The following is a 19,439-nucleotide window of genomic DNA, read 5'->3' as shown; positions in this document are numbered from 1 at the left end:
ATGAATAGTTTTTTTATGTGTGGAGAAACTGTAAAGAAAAGGAGGGTAAAACTTGAGGCTACTAGGAATGACGTTACCTCTCTTAGTTGTTTTATCGCTGTTAAATGGTTGTGCTGAAAAGGAAAAATTTATCGTCTATGGGTCTCCACAAAATGAAAGTGAAGTCGAAACCCTTATAAAAGAAGAAGACTATGTTGATCGTTCAACGGTTATCCACTATGACGATAGTATGCTTGTTGCAGTACAAATTAAACCATGGGAGAAGTGGAAAAAAACTAMGTTTGAGAAAAAGTTGCAAAAGAAATTTGAAAAGAAATATCCAAACAAGGATGTGTTTGTCTCCGCTGATTACAAAATTTTTTATGAAGCCAATAAAATAAAAAAGGATCAGATGGAAGATACTAAATTAAGCGATAAAATTACAGAACTAAAAGAGCTTGCAAAGGAGGAGACATAAATGGAAAAAGAGCAATATCAACAGTTAGAGCAAAATGTTACACCAAAGCCCCCTTATTTAAAGAATGTAGCAAAGGCCTTTTTCGTTGGCGGTTTTATTTGTGCAATTGGTCAAGCTGTGTCTCTTTTTTATATTATTTTCTTCAATTTTACAGAGGCGACAGCAGGAAATCCAACTGTTGCAACAGTGGTGTTTTTTTCCATGATTTTAACAGGTCTTGGCCTTTATAAAAGAATTGGTCAATTTGCGGGGGCTGGATCGGCAGTACCAGTAACAGGCTTTGGTAATGCTGTTGTTTCGGCAGCTATTGAGCATCGTTCTGAAGGGTTAGTATTGGGAGTCGGCGGAAATTTATTTAAATTAGCAGGATCGGTTGTATTATTTGGTGTAGTGTCTGCGTTTTTTGTAGCACTCATTAAGTATATCCTCGTAACGATAGGAGTGGTTTCATGGTAATTGTATTTCAATCGAAGCCCTCTCTTTTAGCAGGTGGAGTGGTAGCGGGTCCATTAGAAAATAGGAGTATTTTTAGTCAATATTTTGACTCTGTGTATGATGATGAACGTTGGCAAATGAAAACAAATGAACAGGGACATCGTAAAATGATCGAAGAGGCCTGTGAATTTGCTATGAAAAAAATGGGCGTACAAAAAGGTGATATCAATTATTTAATGGGTGGAGATTTAGTCAACCAAATGACACCAACTAATTTTGCCGCTAGGGATTTAGAAATCCCTTTTATTGGACTCTTTTCGGCATGTGCCACATCTGTATCTTCAGTCATTATTGCATGCCTGTTAACCGAGTTAGGTGCTGCTAATTTTTCATTAGCAGGTGCCTCTAGTCAACATAATGCAATTGAACGCCAGTTTCGTTACCCCATCAATTATGGAGCACAAAAACCGCAAACAGCCCAGTGGACTGTAACTGCTGCTGGTTATGCGTTAATTGGGAAGCATCGCGAGGAATATCCTTCTATAGAAGCGGCAACAATTGGCAAGTCTGTTGACTATGGTATGGATGATCCTTTCCATATGGGTGCTGCAATGGCACCTGCTGCTTTTCAGACGATTCAATCTCATTTACAACAGAGAAATCAAAAAATTTATCATTACGATTTAATTTTAACAGGCGATTTGGGCCAGCTTGGCTTAAAGCTATTGAAAGGAATGCTTGTGGAAAATGGCGTAAAAAATGAAGTGATCAAGTTATTACGTGATGCAGGTGCTGAATTTTATGGACAGGATGAAGCATTCCAATCTGGTGCAAGTGGTGCAGGCTGTTCGGCAGCTGTTTTTTTTAGTTATGTTRATCAACAAATGCGTGCAGGGAGCTATAAGCGAGTATTACTAGTAGCAACGGGTGCGTTATTATCTCCGCTATCCTATCAGCAAGGCGAGACGATTCCATGTACGGCACATGCGATAGAAATTACGATGAAATGAGGCAAAAAACATGGTTATGACTTTTGTATTTGCATTTATTGTTGGAGGCATTATTTGCGTCATTGGCCAATTATTAATGGATGTTGGCAATTTAACACCGGGCCATACACTAAGTACGTTAGTGGTTGTAGGCGCGATTTTGGATGGTATGGGCTTATATGAGCCATTAATTAATTTTGCTGGAGCAGGGGCGACAGTGCCCATTACATCCTTCGGGAATTCATTAACACATGGTGCTCTGGCGGAGGCAGAAAAACATGGACTTGTTGGCGTATTAACAGGCATGTTCGAAGTAACAAGCTCAGGAATCAGTGCTGCTATTGTGTTCGGCTTTATTGGTGCCTTAATATTTAGACCAAAAGGAAATATTGACTAGACGAATACCCCTCCCATTTTTACGACCGAAACATATTATAGGTTGTAGAAGGGAGGGGTGCTTTTATGGGATACCAAGGCTGGGGCTCACAACCGTACGGAAATAACGTTGGTGGGTGGAACAATAGCTACTGCGGAGGATACTCTGGAGGCAACAACTATGGTTATGGTTCTACATTTGTTCTAATTGTTGTACTATTCATTCTATTAATTATTGTTGGCGCTACTTACATCTAATTTGATGAACATAATAAAGGCTTTAGCTTTTATTTAGGAAATTCTAAATAAAGTTAAGGCCTCCACCATTTGCGAAATGTTTCGTGCAAGAAGCAAGGTCATATTGAGTTTTAATGATAGGAGGGAAAACATGCATCGCTCGTTTTTTAATTCGATTGAGCAAAAAACAGGTGTATCGATGGATGAAATCTTCGCATTAGCCAATGCCATTCAACATGCGGATTTTACCAGTGAAAAACAAGTAAGAAAAATTGTACGACGTGTTGCTAAAATATCTAACAGATCAATTACGCAAGAGTTAGAAGATAAATTAGTACAATCTATTATTCAAGATGGCGCATCACTAGATTTCGATAAAATCACTAGAATGATGAAGTAGCGCATGGCATATCTACTTGGCAATGCAGCTTGTTACGATAGAGTAGATAAATGGTGGCAAGCGAATTCGTCTCATAAAAAGGGGTGTTACGACATTATAAATATCGTAACACCCTTTCATTAAATATTCTTCTCCATAGCACGGTGTGGAATACCTGCATCCATAAACTCAGGTGAGGTAACTGTAAAGCCTAGCTTTTCGTAAAAGGGAATTGCATAGCTTTGTGCATGAAGTTTTAAGGTTTTTTTATTAATAGAAATGGCATGCTTCTCCATTTCCTTCATAATTAAAGCGCCTAATTTTTTGCCGCGTTGGGATTGTAAAATACAAACACGCTCAATTTTAGCTGTATTGTTGTCAATACTGCGTAAACGTGCTGCTCCTACAGGCTCATCGTTATCATACATAATGAAATGTGTTGCAGTTGCATCCTCAGCATCACATTCTAGATGAAGCGGAACACCTTGCTCTTCAACAAATACTTTTTTGCGAATAGCAAAGGCATCATCGTGTTCTTGCTTTGTTTCAACAATTTTAACGGTATACAACAATCACTCAGCTCCAGACAAACGGAATGTTTCGTAAGTTGTCCATGAACCATCTTCTAATTGATATAAAAGATGAATGCGATCAATTGTATCTTTTTCATCAACGCCTGTCATGCGTAATTGACCAAAAATGTCATCATGCTCTGAATCTGACATTTTTTGAGCGATTGTAATGTGTGGAACAAATACATGCTTCATTTCCCAATAAGTGTTTTTTTCTTGAAGTTCATGTTGGAATGCTGCTAATTGTTCTGTTGGTTCAATGCGGAAGTAAATCGCATTTGTTGTAGGGAAAAACGAACTAATGCGAGATGCATGAATGTTTAAAGGTGCATATTTAGCAGCAAGTTCATCTAATTGCTTGACGATGGTTTGAATCTCTTCTTCAGACGCATCGAAGCTGTCCTTTAATGTCATATGCGGTGTAATCTTTGCATAATGAGGATCGTATCGTTTGCGATAAGTATTCGCTAAATCTTGCAATTTTTTTGATGGAAATGCCACAATACCGTACTTCATAGTCCATTACCTCCCGAAAATAAACAATTTTTCTAATTAAGTATAACAGAAATTTCAGTTTTCGTAATTTGAATCGCTTCATATTAATTGAAATTTTCAATTAATGCACGTCGAAGGTCTGGTTTCCAATATTTCCATGTATGATTGCCATCAAACTCGTCATAAAATGTAGTAAACCCTTTACTTATCATGAGATCATGCAATTGACGATTAGGTGTTAAAAAATCTTTGATGGTTTTATCCATTGTCACAACCTGATCTTCGCCTTTGCCGACGATATGGTAGATAGAAATAGATCCTGGATCTTTAAAATTTTCCACAGCCTTTAATACATCAGCATCTACATAAGGTGATTGTAGGATGACTTTGCCAAAGATGCTTGGATATTTTAAAGCAGCCATTAAGGAAGCAGTGGCAGCCATAGAGTCACCAATCACTCCACGACTCATACCCATTTGGTAAGTGGCATACTCCTGATCTAAATAAGGCACTAGCTCATGTGCTAAAAAGCGAAGATAGGCTTCATGTTGCTCACCGCTCGGGATATATTTATGACGTCGATCTTTTATGTCTTTGTAAGGAACAAATGCAATAATTAAATTTTCGATTTCATAGTCATCAATCAGTTCATCAGCTAGCTTTGTAATACCACCAAGTTGGAAATAATCTTTACCGTCTGATGCGATTAAAATGTTGTATTTATATAGTGGAGAATAATTTGCAGGAACATAAATATAGAGCTGTAATTCTTCCTGTAATGACTCACTGTAAAATGTTAAATCCTGTACTGTTCCCTTATCCAATGATGACACTCCTTCTTGTGTTTGTAACAAAATTGTACCATATTACGTAAGTAAAGGTATAATAGGTTGGGCTAGCATTATACTAGCAATAAAAATCGAAATGAGGGTTAATTATGCATAATAAAAGTATTCGTGTGCACTCTGACGAAGTAGCAAAGGCAGCTCAAGCCGCGTTAATTCGTAGAGGTGTAGCGATAGAGGATATCGCGCAAATTGTTTACGAAATGCAAAAAACCTATAATGAAGGTTTAACACTAGAGCATTGTGTTCATTCTGTTGAACGTGTATTACGTAAGCGAGAAGTGCAACATGCTTTATTAGTAGGGATTGAATTAGATGAATTAGCAGAGAAAAAATTATTATCTTCACCACTACAACAAATTATCGAATCAGATGAAGGTCTATTTGGTGTAGACGAAACAATCGCACTAGGATCTGTATTTACATATGGCAGCATTGCCGTTACTACTTTTGGTCACTTAGACAAGCAGAAAATAGGGATTATTAAAAAACTGGATACAGAACCCGGACATCATGTCAACACGTTCTTAGATGATTTGGTTGGTAGTATAGCAGCGTCAGCAGCTTCCCGTATTGCACATCGTATGCGTGACCTAGAAGAAGAAGGCGAAACATTCGCTGATATCGAACCTGAAGAGCTAGGACCAAAACCAAAATCACATAATGAAATTTAAAATGAGTTTCTTCTATATAAAAATGAGCCTTCTCAAATTTTGAGAAGGCTCTAATTTGTATTACTTTTTATCGTTATAAGCTTTTACCAATTCTTTTACTTTTTCGCTATCTGCTTCAAGTTTTAAACCAGTATCAATTAATGGAGAGACTGTGGATACAGCTGGTTTTTTATTGCCTTGATAATAGCTAATGAATTCATCTTGGTTAATAGAGTATAGAATTGCTTTACGTAAATCTGCTGAATCAGAAACCGCACGGCCAGATGTATTCATTTGTAGGTAAGACACAGCATTACTATCTGCCGTATTTAATGTTAATTTAGCATCTGATTTGACAATATCCAGTTTCGTTTCTGGTACTGTTTGCAGAACATGAATTTCACCATTACGTAATGCAGATAGGGCACTATCAACATCAGAGATAAAACGGACATTGATTTTAGCAATTTTTGGCTCATATTCGCTACCAGCTCGATAAGCAGGATTTTTCACAAACTGTGCTTCATAATCATTTTTCTTCACTAAAATGTAAGGACCACTTGCATATAACTGGTTATTGAATGTAGCTGAACCTTCCGTTACAGTAGCTTGATCACCATAGGCAATGTCCTTGTCAGGGTTGTAGTTAGCCACATCATACGTATTAATACTTGTTACTTGTTTTTCAGATACGATACCACCAGATTGGTGTGCTAAATAGTTTAATACTTGTGGGAAAGGTGTAGGTGTTGTAATTTTAACAACTTGGTATGCACCTGCTGCATTATTAACAGCACCTTTATCTTTTGCTAATTGCGCTACAGAAGCAGGTAGGTTTTGTGATAATGCTTCTAAAACGGATTGCTCAGAGCCTGCTACTTTTTTATTTTGTAATTCAGTTAAATCTGAAACGATTTCGACTGTTTCAATGTTTTCATGAATGCTGTAAGTACGATGATCTGGTACTGAATTAGCGTCTTTCGCACGGTTTAATGAAAAGACTACATCTTCAGCTGACACTAATTCACCTGAATCAACARCTGCACCATCTTTCACTGCTGCAAAATTGATATCATCTCGTAAAATGAAGTAATATTCTTGATTCCCTTCAGCCATTACATGGTTGTAAGATAATGAACCATCTGACACAACTTCATCTGTGTCTGTTAAGTTAACAAGACGAACATACATATTCGTGTTTAATGTGTTGATTGAACCATCATTCCCTTTGATTGGGTCTAGTGAAGTAAGAGAATTGATTGTTTGGTGTAAAATTAAAGGTTCTGTTGTATTTTTAGATGTATCATTAAATTCTATTTTTTCCCAAACTTGTGCTCGAGATTTTGGTAAAAGTACTGTTTTAGGGTTTACAAGTTCAGAGTAGATACCTTGATACTTATTGGAAATATATAAAGGCGCAATATAAGCTTGATCGAATACTAATAATTGTTCTAAATCTTTATATTTAGCTGCTGCTTCTTCACCAGTCAATGTACTCGCTTCATCAATCAATGCATCTAGTTTTGAATCTGCCACCACACTGTAGTCACCGCCAGTTTTAAATAAACCACGAACAGCATAGTCTGGGTTCCCTGTAACTGTCGTCCAGCTTGAAAGAGCAAGATCATAATTACCTGCTTCTTTTTGAGCAGAGAAAGAACCGTAATCAGGTTGAATATTTAGCTTTACATCAAAACCATTTTTCACTAATTGGTCACGCACAATATTCATATCTTCTTCAGAAGCTGCCATCCCTAATACTTCAATGGCAACCTTGCCATTGCTCTTGTCACTATCTTTTGAATCTTTACTGCCTTCTACGTCAGTTTTTGTTTGTACACAGCCAGCCAAAGCTAGTACTGCAACGAATAAAAATACAAGTAATTTCTTCATAGTTACCTCCGATTAATTTGTTTTTGGATCTAAAGCATCTCGTAAACCATCTCCTAAGAAGTTAAAGGAGAGGACAAGAAGCATAATACAAAGACCTGGGAAAATCGCGACATATGAATGTGTTTCCAGGTACGTACTACCAACTTTTAAAATATTGCCCCATTCAGGAATGTGTGGCTCAATACCTAGCCCTAAAAAACTTAAACTACTTGTGGAAATAACAGCTCCACCAATCGTTAATGTTGCTTTCACAATCATTGGTGCTAAAGAATTGGGGACAATGTGCTTGAAAATAATAGCTGCATCAGATGCACCTAAAGCTCTAGCCGATTCTACAAACTCATAATTAGCAAGCTGCATAACATTTGCCCGCATTGTACGGGCATAGGTTGGAATTGCTCCAACACTAAGTGCAATAATAAGATTCACAGTATTAGCACCAAATGCGGCGATAATAGCAATGGCTAACAATATCCCAGGAATGGCATATAAAATATCGAGACTTCGCATGATGATATTATCGGTGGATTTACCATAATAGCCTGAAAATGCTCCTAATGCGCCACCAATAACTGCGGGGATAATCGTGGAGAAAAATCCGACGATTAATGATATTTGTGCCCCAAACACAATACGAGAAAATAAATCTCGACCATAGTTATCTGTACCTAGTGGATATTCTAATGCCGGTGTTTGTAGCAATGCTCCATAATTATTTTCAGTAGCGAAATCATAGTCGAAAGTCCAAGAACTTGTAACGGATAACGAGAACATGAAAATAATGAAGAATAAGCCGAATACAGCCATTGTATTGCGTAAAATCTTCTCCCATATTTTTTGCCATTTCTCAATAGAAGATGGATTTGCCCTTCTAGCCTTTTGGATAAGGCTATATCCTAGTAAAGTCGCAAATAGATTACCAGTGAAAGTCGCCAATAATAGGACAATACCTGGAATGAGCATCCAGTTAGGTGCCTCAGTTGCTGTGACATATTTCGTACATAAAATGGCCATCACGATATAGAGAAGCGAGAGTACTAAGAAAACGCCCATTGCCAGTACAAAGGTATCTGTGACATATGGCTTAAATAAATTCAATGCTGCAATACCTAAGATGAATAGCTGTGTTATAAAGGCATAGGCAGCAAAAGTATATTCAGCAGTCTTTCTTTTTGACACAAGCATAAATGCAAAGGATGTCGAAAAAATATTGCCTGACAGTATCGTTATTAAAAGAGGATAGCCAAACATTCGAGTATTTTTTTGAATGTCACCATACGTTGCTAAATCCTTTTTAATTCGTAAATTGACGAAGGCAACATATGCCGTAGTGATGACATAAATAACAAAAAGAAGCAGAACCACTGGTCGCCAGCTATTGCTGGAAAAATTATAGCTATAGGCTAGAAATAGTAAAGAAAACAGTAAGGAAAAGACAAAAGTAAAATGAGAATTGACATATTCCTGTGTAATCTTCAAGAGTAGTTTGACATGTAAGATGTTTTTCACAGGTGATCCTCCTTTAAGACTTCTTCATTTTCGAGCGAATGCGTGGATCAAAAAAGGCATACATGATATCAATGAATAAATTGACAATCGAAATGGTGATGGCAATATAAACAACGCCCCCAAGAATGGCCGGAATATCAGGGATAAATTGTTTATCGACGATATAACTACCTATACCACTAATGTTGAATACCTTTTCTGTTACAGATGCGCCTCCCAACATACCTCCAAAAAGAAGTCCAATCACCGTAATAATCGGAATCATAGCATTGCGAATGGCATGTTTTGAAATCACTTTGAATTCATTTAAGCCCTTAGCTTTTGCTGTAATAATGTAATCCTCATGAATCACCTCAAGCATACTTGACCTTGTCATCCTAGCAATAGAAGCCGTAATGGATGTTCCTAAGACGACAATTGGCATGATAAGCGATAGCCAATTATGAGGGTTATAGGTAGCTGGAAACCACTGTAGCTTTAGAGCAAATGTCAAAATAAAAATTAAACCTTGCCACAAGCTTGGGATGGATAGACCAATTAAAGCAATGAACATAAATGTATAATCCAAATATGAATTTGGACGAACAGCTGAAATAATTCCAACTGGTATGGCAATAGCAATAGCCATTAGCAACGACAATACGGCAATTTCAAGAGTGACAGGAAATTTTGTAGCAATGCTATGTGTGATATCTTCTTTACCTGCAAAGGATGTGCCTAAATCAAATGTAAATAGACCAGATAATGCGTTCCATAGCTGTGATAAATAAGGTTGATCCAAACCATGAATGCGATTAAAGTTTTCTATTTGCACAGGTGTTGCTTCAACTCCGAGTAGGTTTCTTGCTGGATCAAAAGGTGATAAATATAAAATGGTAAACACTAATGTAGCCACTCCAACAATTACAATGAAGCTTTGTAAAATACGTTCAATGATAAATTGCAGAAATGGATTCGCAAATAAGATAAGTACTACATAAAATAAAACAGCTGGTAGAAAGGTAAGAGCCACAAAACGTTTGTTAGTTAGTTGCTGATTAAAAAATTGGACATAGGATAGTTGTTGTATGTCCTCTTTTTGTAAATCCTGATCCACTTGCTGTTGAAGCTTCCTTTGAGCTAAGTGCTTGGCTGTGAGCTGAATTTGTGACTCCAATACAGCCTCTTTAAAAAATGTAGCTTTTGCTATTTCTTGTTGCTCAAATTCCTTTTGCCACTGGGCAACCAATCCATGCTCTATATAGTACTGACTACGCAATGCAAAAGCCTGATCATAAGTGTTTGAAAGTTTCCTTTTCCGATAGATAAAGTATGTAAAAGGGTGAACTAAAATACTAAAAAGAAAAAGAAGTAGATGATAAGGCTTTTGATGCATTAGTTTTTGATAAACCGTAGAAAAGAAAATAAATTTCTCTGGTTTTAAATGATTTTTTGAAGTAACCATGCATTTCCTCCAAACGTAAATAAAATATTCAGCATTATATTGTATAATTCCTATCAGTATTGTAAAGTATGGATTATACTTGAAAGTAAGTCAATCACAAATTTTAAAAAGGATGGGTCGAATGAGTGAAAAGCTTTTAGAAATCAATAATCTTCGCGTATCCTTTATCACAGGGGAGACAGAATTTGAAGCCGTTAAGGACGTTAACTTCCATCTAAATAAAGGTGAAACACTAGGAATTGTGGGAGAGTCTGGGAGCGGGAAAAGTGTAACGGCTCGCTCCATTATGCGTTTATTACCATCGCCACCTTCATTTTTGAAATCTGGCTCAATTGTGTTTAAAGGGCAAGAACTCACTGAATTTAGTGAAAAACAAATGGAAGGGATACGTGGACAAGATATTAGTATGATTTTCCAAGATCCGATGACATCCACAAACCCTACTATTCGAATAGGTGATCAAGTGGCTGAAAGTTTAATCAAGCATCAGTCAATGTCAAAAAACGAAGCCTATCAACAAACAATAGAATTATTAAAATTGGTTGGTATTAGAGACGCCGAAGAACGGTATCGACAATACCCTCATGAATTTTCAGGTGGTATGCGTCAACGGGTAATGATTGCTATGGCGCTTGCTTGTAATCCCTCACTGCTTATTGCAGATGAGCCAACAACAGCACTGGACGTTACTATTCAAGCTCAAATCCTAAAATTGATGCGCGATATGCAAAAGAAAATGGGAACGTCTATTATTTTAATTACACACGATTTAGGCGTTGTTGCAGGTATGTGTGATCGCATCATAGTGATGAAAGAAGGAGAAATAGTTGAACAGGGCACAACAGAAGAAATTTTTGCAAATGCCCAGCATCCGTATACCCAGAAATTATTGAATGCCTTACCAAAACTGCATGAGAAAAAGCAGCCAAAAGAGATTGCTACTATTCAGCCAGGTATCGATCGACATAAGCCGTTAATCGAAGTGACCCATCTATCCAAAGAATTTCCATTAGGTCGTGGTCAAACGTTGAAAGCAGTGAATGATTTATCGTTCTATATATATCCTGGTGAAACATTGGGCTTGGTTGGTGAATCTGGTTCAGGTAAATCGACTACAGGTAGGACGATTCTTCAACTTCATCAGCCTACAAATGGAGAGATTCTGTATCAAGGAATACCTGTAACGAGGCTATCGAAAAAACAGCTAAAGGCAATGCGTCGCCATATGCAAATTATTTTCCAAGACCCCTATTCATCGTTAAATCCTCGCAGAAAAATCTTAGATATTATTGGCGAGGCTCTTGATATTCATGGTCTGGTGAAGACACATGAGGAGAGGCGACAACGGGTAGAGGAATTGCTTGAACTTGTTGGTTTGAAAAAAGAGCATGCCATGCGTTATCCTCATGAATTTTCGGGAGGTCAGCGTCAACGAATTGGTATTGCGAGAGCATTAGCGGTTGAGCCAAACTTTATTGTTTGTGATGAACCCTTATCGGCACTTGATGTTTCCATTCAAAGGCAGATTGTTGATTTATTAAAAGAATTACAACAAAAGCTTGGGCTGACGTATTTATTTATTGCCCATGATTTATCCATGGTGAAGCACATCAGTGATCGTGTAGCCGTGATGTATGGTGGAAAGATTGTAGAACTGGCAGAAAGTGAAGAGCTATACGCTAACCCACAACATCCATATACACGTGCATTACTACGTTCTATTCCTATTCCAGATCCTGCAATTGAGAAGCAGAAATATACTGATGCTGATCATGCAGAAGACGTGAAAATACGTTATGAGGTAGAAAATAGTCAGTTAGTAGAGGTTTTACCAAATCACTGGGTAGCAGTGACAATATGATAGCTTGAATGTAGTAGCTTGATATTTTACAATAGAAACATCGTGAAACTTGTTGTCTTTCTGATGATGAGGTGCACAACTTATACGAATCGTAAGTATAAGCAATGATGATTAGTTGTGAGGGGCCTACTACATGAAAATGCAAGATATAAAAACATTAATAACAAGTGGTACGATTATTTTGGCTGTAGCATTGTACATGATATTTGGCAGATCACCTGCGGAAGATCAAAGTACTAAATCAGTTACAGATCAGCAAGGTACTATTACCATTGAACAAGTGGAAGGAAAAACAGGTAATAAACGCTTTGAGATAGACTATATTAAAGCATATGATGGGTTATCACTATAAAACTGTATATTAAATTATTGTACACATTAAAATCGTAAAGTGTTGGTATTACTGTAATTTCATGTAGGACTCTAAGAATCAGGTGTACACATTAAAAAATGTTTAGTTATAGAATTTAGTTGTATCTTGATTAATTGTTTTCTAAGAAATTGTACGTATTTATCCCATGTAGAGAAAATAATGCATCACTATATAGATATTACTTATTATAAAGGACTATTAATCTTCAGTTTAAAGACTGAAGATTTTTTGTTTGAATAAAATTATTTCATGCCTTTTGAAAAGAAAGCTAATTCATATGCATTGTGATTTTACAATATAGATAATAGACTAAAGTAAAGTGTTTATTGAATTTAAAGAAGAACTAATAGATATGAATGATAAAGATATTAAGACCTTAATTACAAGTGGGACTATTATTTTGGCATTTGTATTCTATTTGATTTTCAGTTAATGGAAAGCATTTATTATTAATGATATTTAATAATTGAAGGTAAAGGTGTTAATCGAGCATTATCTATTTTATTTGAAATTATAAGGAGGATATATGTTTTATATAACGAGTTTTAGATCACCTAAGAACAAAGTAGGATTTCATTTGGTACCTGATAATTGGAATGATTATGGATATCGAACATTGTATAACTTATTTTATGTGGATGAAAAAATGAATGAGCATGAAATTGGACATGTGAAAATTGGTTATACTGATGAAGAATTAGCAAGTCAATTATATTATCCTTTTGAGAATTTACAGGAAGGTTTATTTTCCTTAGGACAAGGTGTTTCTTATTATAGTAATTTAAGAAAGCTTGGAGATTCAGTCAGACTAAATTGCCTAATTGGATTAAATGATTTAGCTTATTACACAGATAAATATGAAAAGTACAAGCATTTAGAAATTGTAAGAAAATCTTTAATGAGAGAAATGAATATAAGGAACATGGAAAAGCAGTACAGGAGGGTAGCACATGGGGGAGCGGTTTTAACTAAATACGAGCTTGATTTTCCAATTCAATCAGGTAATGGAACTGGAAACTTTGAATTTGTAGTAACACCTGAATCATTTCCACCAACTAATATTCATGCTTTAATAGGTACAAATGGATCTGGGAAAACTACTACATTGAAAGGTATTATAAAGGGCTATTTATCAGATTCATTGAGTGAACAGTTTTCAAATGCCATATTTGTTTCTTTTAGCTTATTTGATAAAAGTATTGAGTATGATTTTACTGATAAATCAAAAGAATACTATTATGTAGGTGTAGTTAATTCATTAGATTCCAGTATAAAATCTCTAGAAACATTAAATACTGAATTTAATGTTTCTATTCAAAATCTATTAAAGAAAAACCGAATTTTATATTTACATCGAATGATTGAAATATTAAGTACTGACAATAATATTAAAAATTTAGGGCTATTAAATATTGTTGAAGATTTTTTAGAGATAGATTTGGAAAAAAAAGGGGAAGACTTAATCAAGGAACATAGCCTAAGAATGACACAAGTTTTCGATACGCTAAGTTCGGGACATAAAATTATTTTGTTAACAATTTCTAAAATTGTAGAATTAGTTGTTGAGCAATCTTTAATAATAATTGATGAACCTGAAACACATCTTCATCCACCTTTGCTATCTGCATTTATTCGTGCAATTTCTGAAATAATAATAGCTGAGAATGCTGTTGCAATTATGGCTACTCATTCACCAGTAGTTTTACAAGAGATACCTAAATCTTGTGCGTGGATTATAAGAAAACATGGGTCAGAAATGAAAATTTTTAGACCAAGACTAGAAACTTTTGGAGAAAATATTGGGGTACTTACTGAAGAAGTATTTGGTTTAGATATTCCTAAAACGGGATATCATACCCTTTTACAAAAAGTCATAGAAGAAACAAATTCTTATGAAGATGTTTTAGAGAAATTTAATTATGAATTGGGTATAGAAGCCAAGTCCGTTATAAGAACTTATATTAATGAAAAAAATTTGAGAGAGGATTAATTTAATGTAATGTATTTATTAAAAAAGCCTAGTTATAAGATAGATGATTTTTATGATGAGCTATTGATTAATCGTCACAACAACGAAAAAAATGATTTTTTGATTACAAAGTTAAATACATTAAAACAAACGCTTATTAATGCTGAAGAACAGTACTTTAACAATGGAGAAAATAATAAGTTACATGAAATAACTCAGGAAAGTGAAATTAATCTACCTTCAAGAATTGATCAAGTTAAAAATAATAAAGTCACCTTTAAAGACATTGAAAAAGTATATTCAAATTACTTTGTAGAAAAACCCGGCTCTACAAAAATTGGTCGTGTTATATATGATTCAATTTTAGCAAATGCAGAGTATAATTTATGTCCTTATTGTTCTCATAGAGAGGTTAATACTTTAGATCATTATTTACCAAAATCACAATTTATTACTTTTGCTATTACTCCAATAAATTTATTACCTTGCTGTACAGATTGTAATAAAGAAAAACTAGATACTTTTAGTTTGAAAAAAGAGAGTATGCTAGTTCATCCTTATTTTGAGAATGTAGATGATTTTAATTGGCTGCATTGTGTAGTTAAAGAAAACGTTTGGCCAATAACATTTCAATATAGTATCTCAAATAATATCCAGAACAAAGAACTGGAGTCACGAATCCAATATCAGTTTATTTTATTAGGGCTAGGTAAATTATATGGAGACAATGCAGGTAGGGAATTTAATAGAAGAGTTAAGTCGTTAGTTAAAGAATACAATTCAAAGAAAAGTGAGGAAGTATCGCGATTTTTGGAAGATAATATTGAATCTTATAAAGTAGCAGGAAGAAATTCTTGGCAGACAAAAATGTTTGAAGCATTAAAGGAATCTAAATGGTTTATAACAGAGGCATTATCTAACTTAGAATCATTTTATTTGAGTTCCAGAAAATGATACATAGTTTATGTTTTATTCTTCTGTTTATTGCTTCTAAGTGCATGTACAGAAGAAACTTGTACGTATATTATTGAAAGAGAAGATGTACAAATTATTGTAAATTCAACAAAAGAAAATGCTGAAAAGCATAAAGTAAGTGAATTTGAAGAATATGAGTTGCAAGAGATAATTGACGGATTATCACTATAAAATATTGTACACATTTTTGCTAATAATAAGATAGAATATAAAATAGTATGATCTTCAGTTGTGAGAACTGGAGATTTTTTTTATTCTGTTTGTTATAAAAGCCGTTAGAAATTAAGGCTATTCGTAACAAGTAGTGGAGACTAATTTTTAAAAATTATATTTCACTACGCATTTTAAACATATTGCGGAGAAAGGAATTAATATTATGATTAATTTATATGTGGATGATTTAAGAGATTGTCCTATTGGTTTTGCCGTGGCAAGAACGTTTCAAGAAGCAATTCACTTACTTGAAAATCACGAAGTAGATATACTTTCTCTTGATCATGATTTAGGAGAAGATCTACAAGGTAATCTATTGCCAACAGGTTATGACTTAGTAAAATATATTTGTGAAAAAGGGTTACGGGCAAACAAAATATATATTCATACTGACAACCCTGTTGGTAGAGAGAATATGTATCAAACACTGCATGGAGCGAAACGAAGAGGGTTCATTGATTCAGATATTGAAATTTACCACTATTCTATTACGGAAAATAAATATACCGAATGAAGTAATACTAAACAATTCGAAAATTGTTTAGTAAGAAAAGGAAAATTAATGGGCAGTCAACCACTTATTACGAATGCCCGAAATTAAAATTAATGAAATGAGCTTGATTTATTGTTATGGTCATACATTGATAATAAAATGTAGAGTGGCGATAATAAGAGTTGGAAAAGGAGTAAGGAAAATGAGTGATAAAGACATAAAGACTTTAATTACGAGTGGTACAATTATTTTAGCGGTTGTATTGTATTTGATATTTAGTTAAATCATGCAGCTAGGAGAGTAGATAAGTTTGAAGTTAGAAGGGGAATAATATTGAAAAAAATTTTGTATGTATTATTTTTCTCTACATTACTTTTAAATGCATGTGTAGAAGAAAATACGACAGATAATGTAGGTACAGAAGACATTCTGGGGATTGTTTCATCAACTATAAAAAGTGCTGAAAAGTATGATGTAAGTAATTTTGAAAAGTATGAATTACAAGAAATCATTGATGGAGATACAATAAGAATAAAATACAATGGTAGCTCTGAAAAAGTTAGGCTGCTTCTTGTCGATGCCCCAGAGACAAATCATGAAACATTAGGTGAGCAGCCGTATGGACCTGAAGCTAAAGAGTTTTTAAAACAGTTATTAGGTGGTCAGGATTCAGTATATGTAGAATTCGATGTTTCGTATCGTGACAAATATAAAAGGTTATTAGCTTACCTTTATACAGAAGATGGAATAAGCATTCAAGAACAACTTTTAAAAAATGGTTTAGTACGAGTAGCATATATTTATGATCCTAATACGAAGCATGTAGAATGGTTTAAGGAAGTTCAAAAGACTGCACAAAATAAAGCAATTGGAATTTGGTCAGTTGAAGACTATGTAACCAAACGAGGCTATGATAAAGAAGTTTATTATGCTTCTGTCAAAAAGGATACTTTCGCTAGTGTAGATGAAAATAAAGTGGATTTAACTGAAGATAATGGGAGCTGTGCAATAAAAGGTAATATTAACTCTAAGGGAAACAAAATTTATCATATGCCAGGGCAACAAGATTATGATAATACAGAAGCAGAAGAAATGTTCTGTACAGAAGAAGAAGCAAAAGACGCTGGATTTAGACCAGCAGCTCGTTAAGGATACGATTGAAATATTTATACAATATTATAGAAGAAAGTGATTATTTTGAATTATTGTAACTATTTCACTTGATTAATAAAGTACAGATGGTATATATTTTTGTATATAGAAATCCGACAAAATTTTTATTATTAATATTGATGAAATGAACATTCGTTTATATATCAGGAAAATCTGTTTTTAAAAAAACAGTATTAACTTGAATATATGTAGCGGATGTTTTTTTTGTCGTTTCATATAGTATAAACGCAAAATATTTTTAAATATATGTAAGTTGTATAACCCTAGTATTCATCAATGATAGAGAGGTGTTTTAATGTGAATAATAGAAAGATAATCGAAATTTTTCCTAATAAATACGAATTTATTACAACAACAATTTGGTCAAATGATGCTATTAAAAAAACAAAGAAACAATTGGCTTTAATTTGTATACGAGAAACAGCTACTAATCTACAAGTTATTCACCCGCTTAGCAATTTTATTATTAATTGGAAGTGGAAGGATCGAGCATATAATACGCAACGTAAACAAGCGAAAAATATTGTTCGATTCTTAAATTATTTATTAAGCAAAGGGATGGTTATTAAAAGTTTATCGAACTTAACGATTGAAATTGGAAATGAATATCTAGATAGTATGGTAAGTGAAGGACGTAGAAGAGATACAGTGACGGATGCAGGGAGAAGTCTTACAGCTTTTTATGTATGGCTTTCCAAACAGGGGCTTTTAACTGAAATTAATGAAAATTTTATAGAAAGCAAAAAATATACTAACCCGAAAACGTATAAAAGTTTTTATGAATCATTATTTAGTCCAATTTTGCCTCCAAAGATGGCAACTAATAGAAAACACTTAATCCCAACAAAATATATCCCTCTACTTTTAGAGATAGCTACATTGTATGCACACCCAATTGTATTAGGAATTTATCTACAAATATTTGGGGGATTAAGAGCTGGAGAGGTAGTTAATTTAAAACGTACACAAATCAAAAAAAAGTTAGATAGCGGTGATTTCTTACTGGATATTAAAGAGCAAAATTTCAGAATGGATCTTAAAGATAGTTCTGGAGCAAGTTATGTGAAAAAAAATAGAAAACAGCAGGTTCTTCAAATAAAGGATTGGGGTGAAATATTATATAAAGAACATTTTGAAATTTATAAAGACCAAGATATAACAAATACAGGGGCACTATTTATAAATAGGGATGGTCTTCCGATGTCTGGCAAGAGTTACTGTCAATACTTTTATAAAGTAAAGGACAAGTTTGTGAATTTTTTAAGAGATTATGGGACTGCTGAAGATCGTATTATAGCGGCAGATTTAAGAATTAGTAACTGGGGAACCCATATTGGTCGAGGTACTTTTACAAACTTGATTGCAGAAGAAATTGAGAATCCAGCAGAATTAATGTTTTTAAGAGGGGATAGTGATTTATTATCGTCATTACCCTATTTAGCAAAAACGGATAGAGTGAGAAAAAAAATTGAAGATCGTCTACAAAAGATGCATGAAGAATATGTGCCAACTTTAGTGTTAAGGAAGACTGAAAATAATAGGTAGGTTTTTATATGGATAATAAAGAAGTGCGACTACTTAAAATGGCAGAAATAGCGAAAATGTTAGGGTTAGGGCATAGTACATTTACTAAAAAGATTTATAACGAAGATATTGAAAAAATTTATGTGAATAATAAAGTATTTATTCCGAGTACTGAATTGAGCAAAATAAAATCAATAGTAAAGTTTAATGAAGAGTTTTTAACTGGAGAGTATATTTCAACATCAGAGGCAAAAAATTATTTCCAATCTCACTTTATAGATATAAAAAGAACTGATATTTCAAACTGGATTAGAGTGGGGAAAGTGAAAACTATACTCCACATGGGATATAGATATATCAAAAAACAAGATTTATTAGAATTGGTTACTAAAATTGTAGATGAAAGGACTATACCAGACGGCTATTGCTCTGTAAATGAAGCTGCTGAATATAGTAATAATTCTGAAGCAACAATAAAAATTTGGGCAATGAATCAAGATATTCAATCTAAATTGATTATTCAGGAGGGTTATAAAAGGATATTTATAAAAAAGATGAGTTATTAAGGGTAAAAA

At 34.2% G+C, this 19,439-nt stretch carries 22 protein-coding genes; 16 read left to right on the top strand and 6 right to left on the bottom strand.

Annotation, left to right across the window (positions count from 1 at the left end; translation table 11 throughout):
• Window positions 1-52: 52 nt before the first annotated feature.
• The 6 genes from ACHZEU_RS10015 to ACHZEU_RS09990 all read left to right on the top strand — a co-directional run bounded on the left by ACHZEU_RS10015 (window position 53) and on the right by ACHZEU_RS09990 (window position 2,893).
• Window positions 53-457 carry a YhcN/YlaJ family sporulation lipoprotein gene (locus tag ACHZEU_RS10015; RefSeq protein ID WP_404804451.1) on the top strand — a complete coding sequence of 135 codons (405 nt, stop codon included), beginning with the start codon at window positions 53-55 and terminating at the stop codon, window positions 455-457.
• Window positions 458-913, top strand: a complete 456-nt coding sequence (gene spoVAC / locus ACHZEU_RS10010) for a stage V sporulation protein AC (RefSeq protein WP_016994343.1) — start codon at window positions 458-460, stop codon at window positions 911-913.
• On the top strand, window positions 907-1,902 hold the full coding sequence (locus ACHZEU_RS10005) for a stage V sporulation protein AD (protein WP_404804450.1): 996 nt from the start codon (window positions 907-909) through the stop codon (window positions 1,900-1,902). The genes spoVAC and ACHZEU_RS10005 overlap by 7 nt, the downstream gene beginning before the upstream one ends.
• Before the next feature lie 16 nt (window positions 1,903-1,918).
• Window positions 1,919-2,278 (top strand): stage V sporulation protein AE, encoded by a 360-nt coding sequence (gene spoVAE / locus ACHZEU_RS10000; RefSeq protein ID WP_369700615.1) that lies wholly within the window; start codon window positions 1,919-1,921, stop codon window positions 2,276-2,278.
• Window positions 2,279-2,343: 65 nt separating this feature from the next.
• Window positions 2,344-2,514 carry a YjcZ family sporulation protein gene (locus tag ACHZEU_RS09995; RefSeq protein ID WP_009374137.1) on the top strand — a complete coding sequence of 57 codons (171 nt, stop codon included), beginning with the start codon at window positions 2,344-2,346 and terminating at the stop codon, window positions 2,512-2,514.
• A 130-nt stretch (window positions 2,515-2,644) separates the two neighbouring features.
• Window positions 2,645-2,893, top strand: coding sequence for a stage VI sporulation protein F (locus ACHZEU_RS09990; protein WP_004230969.1), 249 nt, complete (start codon window positions 2,645-2,647; stop codon window positions 2,891-2,893).
• 119 nt (window positions 2,894-3,012) lie between these two features.
• Here the strand turns inward: ACHZEU_RS09990 and ACHZEU_RS09985 are convergent, their stop codons facing one another.
• The 3 genes from ACHZEU_RS09985 to ACHZEU_RS09975 form a co-directional block, all read right to left on the bottom strand.
• Window positions 3,013-3,441 carry a GNAT family N-acetyltransferase gene (locus tag ACHZEU_RS09985; protein WP_026023480.1) on the bottom strand — a complete coding sequence of 143 codons (429 nt, stop codon included), beginning with the start codon at window positions 3,439-3,441 and terminating at the stop codon, window positions 3,013-3,015.
• A 3-nt stretch (window positions 3,442-3,444) separates the two neighbouring features.
• The gene (locus tag ACHZEU_RS09980) at window positions 3,445-3,960 is read right to left on the bottom strand and encodes a YjcG family protein (protein WP_404804449.1); all 516 of its coding nucleotides are present in this window, start codon (window positions 3,958-3,960) and stop codon (window positions 3,445-3,447) included.
• Window positions 3,961-4,043: 83 nt separating this feature from the next.
• Window positions 4,044-4,763 (bottom strand): esterase family protein, encoded by a 720-nt coding sequence (locus tag ACHZEU_RS09975; RefSeq protein ID WP_115673838.1) that lies wholly within the window; start codon window positions 4,761-4,763, stop codon window positions 4,044-4,046.
• Window positions 4,764-4,876: 113 nt separating this feature from the next.
• On the opposite strand from ACHZEU_RS09975, the gene ACHZEU_RS09970 reads away from it, so the two are divergent.
• Window positions 4,877-5,458, top strand: coding sequence for a phosphatidylglycerophosphatase A (locus ACHZEU_RS09970; RefSeq protein ID WP_054549790.1), 582 nt, complete (start codon window positions 4,877-4,879; stop codon window positions 5,456-5,458).
• 60 nt (window positions 5,459-5,518) lie between these two features.
• Here the strand turns inward: ACHZEU_RS09970 and ACHZEU_RS09965 are convergent, their stop codons facing one another.
• From ACHZEU_RS09965 to ACHZEU_RS09955, 3 genes are read right to left on the bottom strand one after another with little or no spacing between them, the layout of a single operon-like run.
• Window positions 5,519-7,330 (bottom strand): ABC transporter substrate-binding protein, encoded by a 1,812-nt coding sequence (locus tag ACHZEU_RS09965; protein ID WP_404804448.1) that lies wholly within the window; start codon window positions 7,328-7,330, stop codon window positions 5,519-5,521.
• Between the two features lie 12 nt (window positions 7,331-7,342).
• A complete protein-coding gene (locus tag ACHZEU_RS09960; protein WP_404804447.1) occupies window positions 7,343-8,839 on the bottom strand; it encodes an ABC transporter permease in 1,497 nt (498 codons plus the stop codon).
• Between the two features lie 13 nt (window positions 8,840-8,852).
• A complete protein-coding gene (locus ACHZEU_RS09955; RefSeq protein WP_404804446.1) occupies window positions 8,853-10,283 on the bottom strand; it encodes an ABC transporter permease in 1,431 nt (476 codons plus the stop codon).
• A gap of 121 nt (window positions 10,284-10,404) precedes the next feature.
• Between ACHZEU_RS09955 and ACHZEU_RS09950 the strand changes: the two genes are divergently transcribed.
• The 9 genes from ACHZEU_RS09950 to ACHZEU_RS09910 all read left to right on the top strand — a co-directional run bounded on the left by ACHZEU_RS09950 (window position 10,405) and on the right by ACHZEU_RS09910 (window position 19,430).
• Window positions 10,405-12,144, top strand: coding sequence for an ABC transporter ATP-binding protein (locus ACHZEU_RS09950; RefSeq protein ID WP_279494001.1), 1,740 nt, complete (start codon window positions 10,405-10,407; stop codon window positions 12,142-12,144).
• A gap of 133 nt (window positions 12,145-12,277) precedes the next feature.
• Window positions 12,278-12,496, top strand: coding sequence for a hypothetical protein (locus ACHZEU_RS09945; RefSeq protein WP_404804445.1), 219 nt, complete (start codon window positions 12,278-12,280; stop codon window positions 12,494-12,496).
• A gap of 547 nt (window positions 12,497-13,043) precedes the next feature.
• Window positions 13,044-14,507 (top strand): ATP/GTP-binding protein, encoded by a 1,464-nt coding sequence (locus tag ACHZEU_RS09940; RefSeq protein ID WP_279494003.1) that lies wholly within the window; start codon window positions 13,044-13,046, stop codon window positions 14,505-14,507.
• 9 nt (window positions 14,508-14,516) lie between these two features.
• On the top strand, window positions 14,517-15,440 hold the full coding sequence (locus ACHZEU_RS09935; protein ID WP_279494004.1) for a hypothetical protein: 924 nt from the start codon (window positions 14,517-14,519) through the stop codon (window positions 15,438-15,440).
• Window positions 15,441-15,470: 30 nt separating this feature from the next.
• Window positions 15,471-15,632 carry a hypothetical protein gene (locus ACHZEU_RS09930; protein ID WP_279494005.1) on the top strand — a complete coding sequence of 54 codons (162 nt, stop codon included), beginning with the start codon at window positions 15,471-15,473 and terminating at the stop codon, window positions 15,630-15,632.
• Window positions 15,633-15,837: 205 nt separating this feature from the next.
• A complete protein-coding gene (locus tag ACHZEU_RS09925; protein ID WP_279494006.1) occupies window positions 15,838-16,188 on the top strand; it encodes a cyclic-phosphate processing receiver domain-containing protein in 351 nt (116 codons plus the stop codon).
• A gap of 312 nt (window positions 16,189-16,500) precedes the next feature.
• The gene (locus tag ACHZEU_RS09920) at window positions 16,501-17,316 is read left to right on the top strand and encodes a thermonuclease family protein (protein ID WP_279494007.1); all 816 of its coding nucleotides are present in this window, start codon (window positions 16,501-16,503) and stop codon (window positions 17,314-17,316) included.
• Window positions 17,317-17,637: 321 nt separating this feature from the next.
• A complete protein-coding gene (locus ACHZEU_RS09915) occupies window positions 17,638-18,885 on the top strand; it encodes a hypothetical protein (protein WP_279494008.1) in 1,248 nt (415 codons plus the stop codon).
• An 8-nt stretch (window positions 18,886-18,893) separates the two neighbouring features.
• Window positions 18,894-19,430, top strand: coding sequence for a hypothetical protein (locus tag ACHZEU_RS09910; RefSeq protein WP_279494009.1), 537 nt, complete (start codon window positions 18,894-18,896; stop codon window positions 19,428-19,430).
• The last annotated feature ends 9 nt before the right edge of the window (window positions 19,431-19,439 follow it).

The organism is Lysinibacillus sp. S1, assembly GCF_044986265.1.
GTDB classification, from domain to species: Bacteria; Bacillota; Bacilli; order Bacillales_A; family Planococcaceae; genus Lysinibacillus; species Lysinibacillus capsici.
This window is presented reverse-complemented; position numbering and strand designations above follow the sequence as displayed.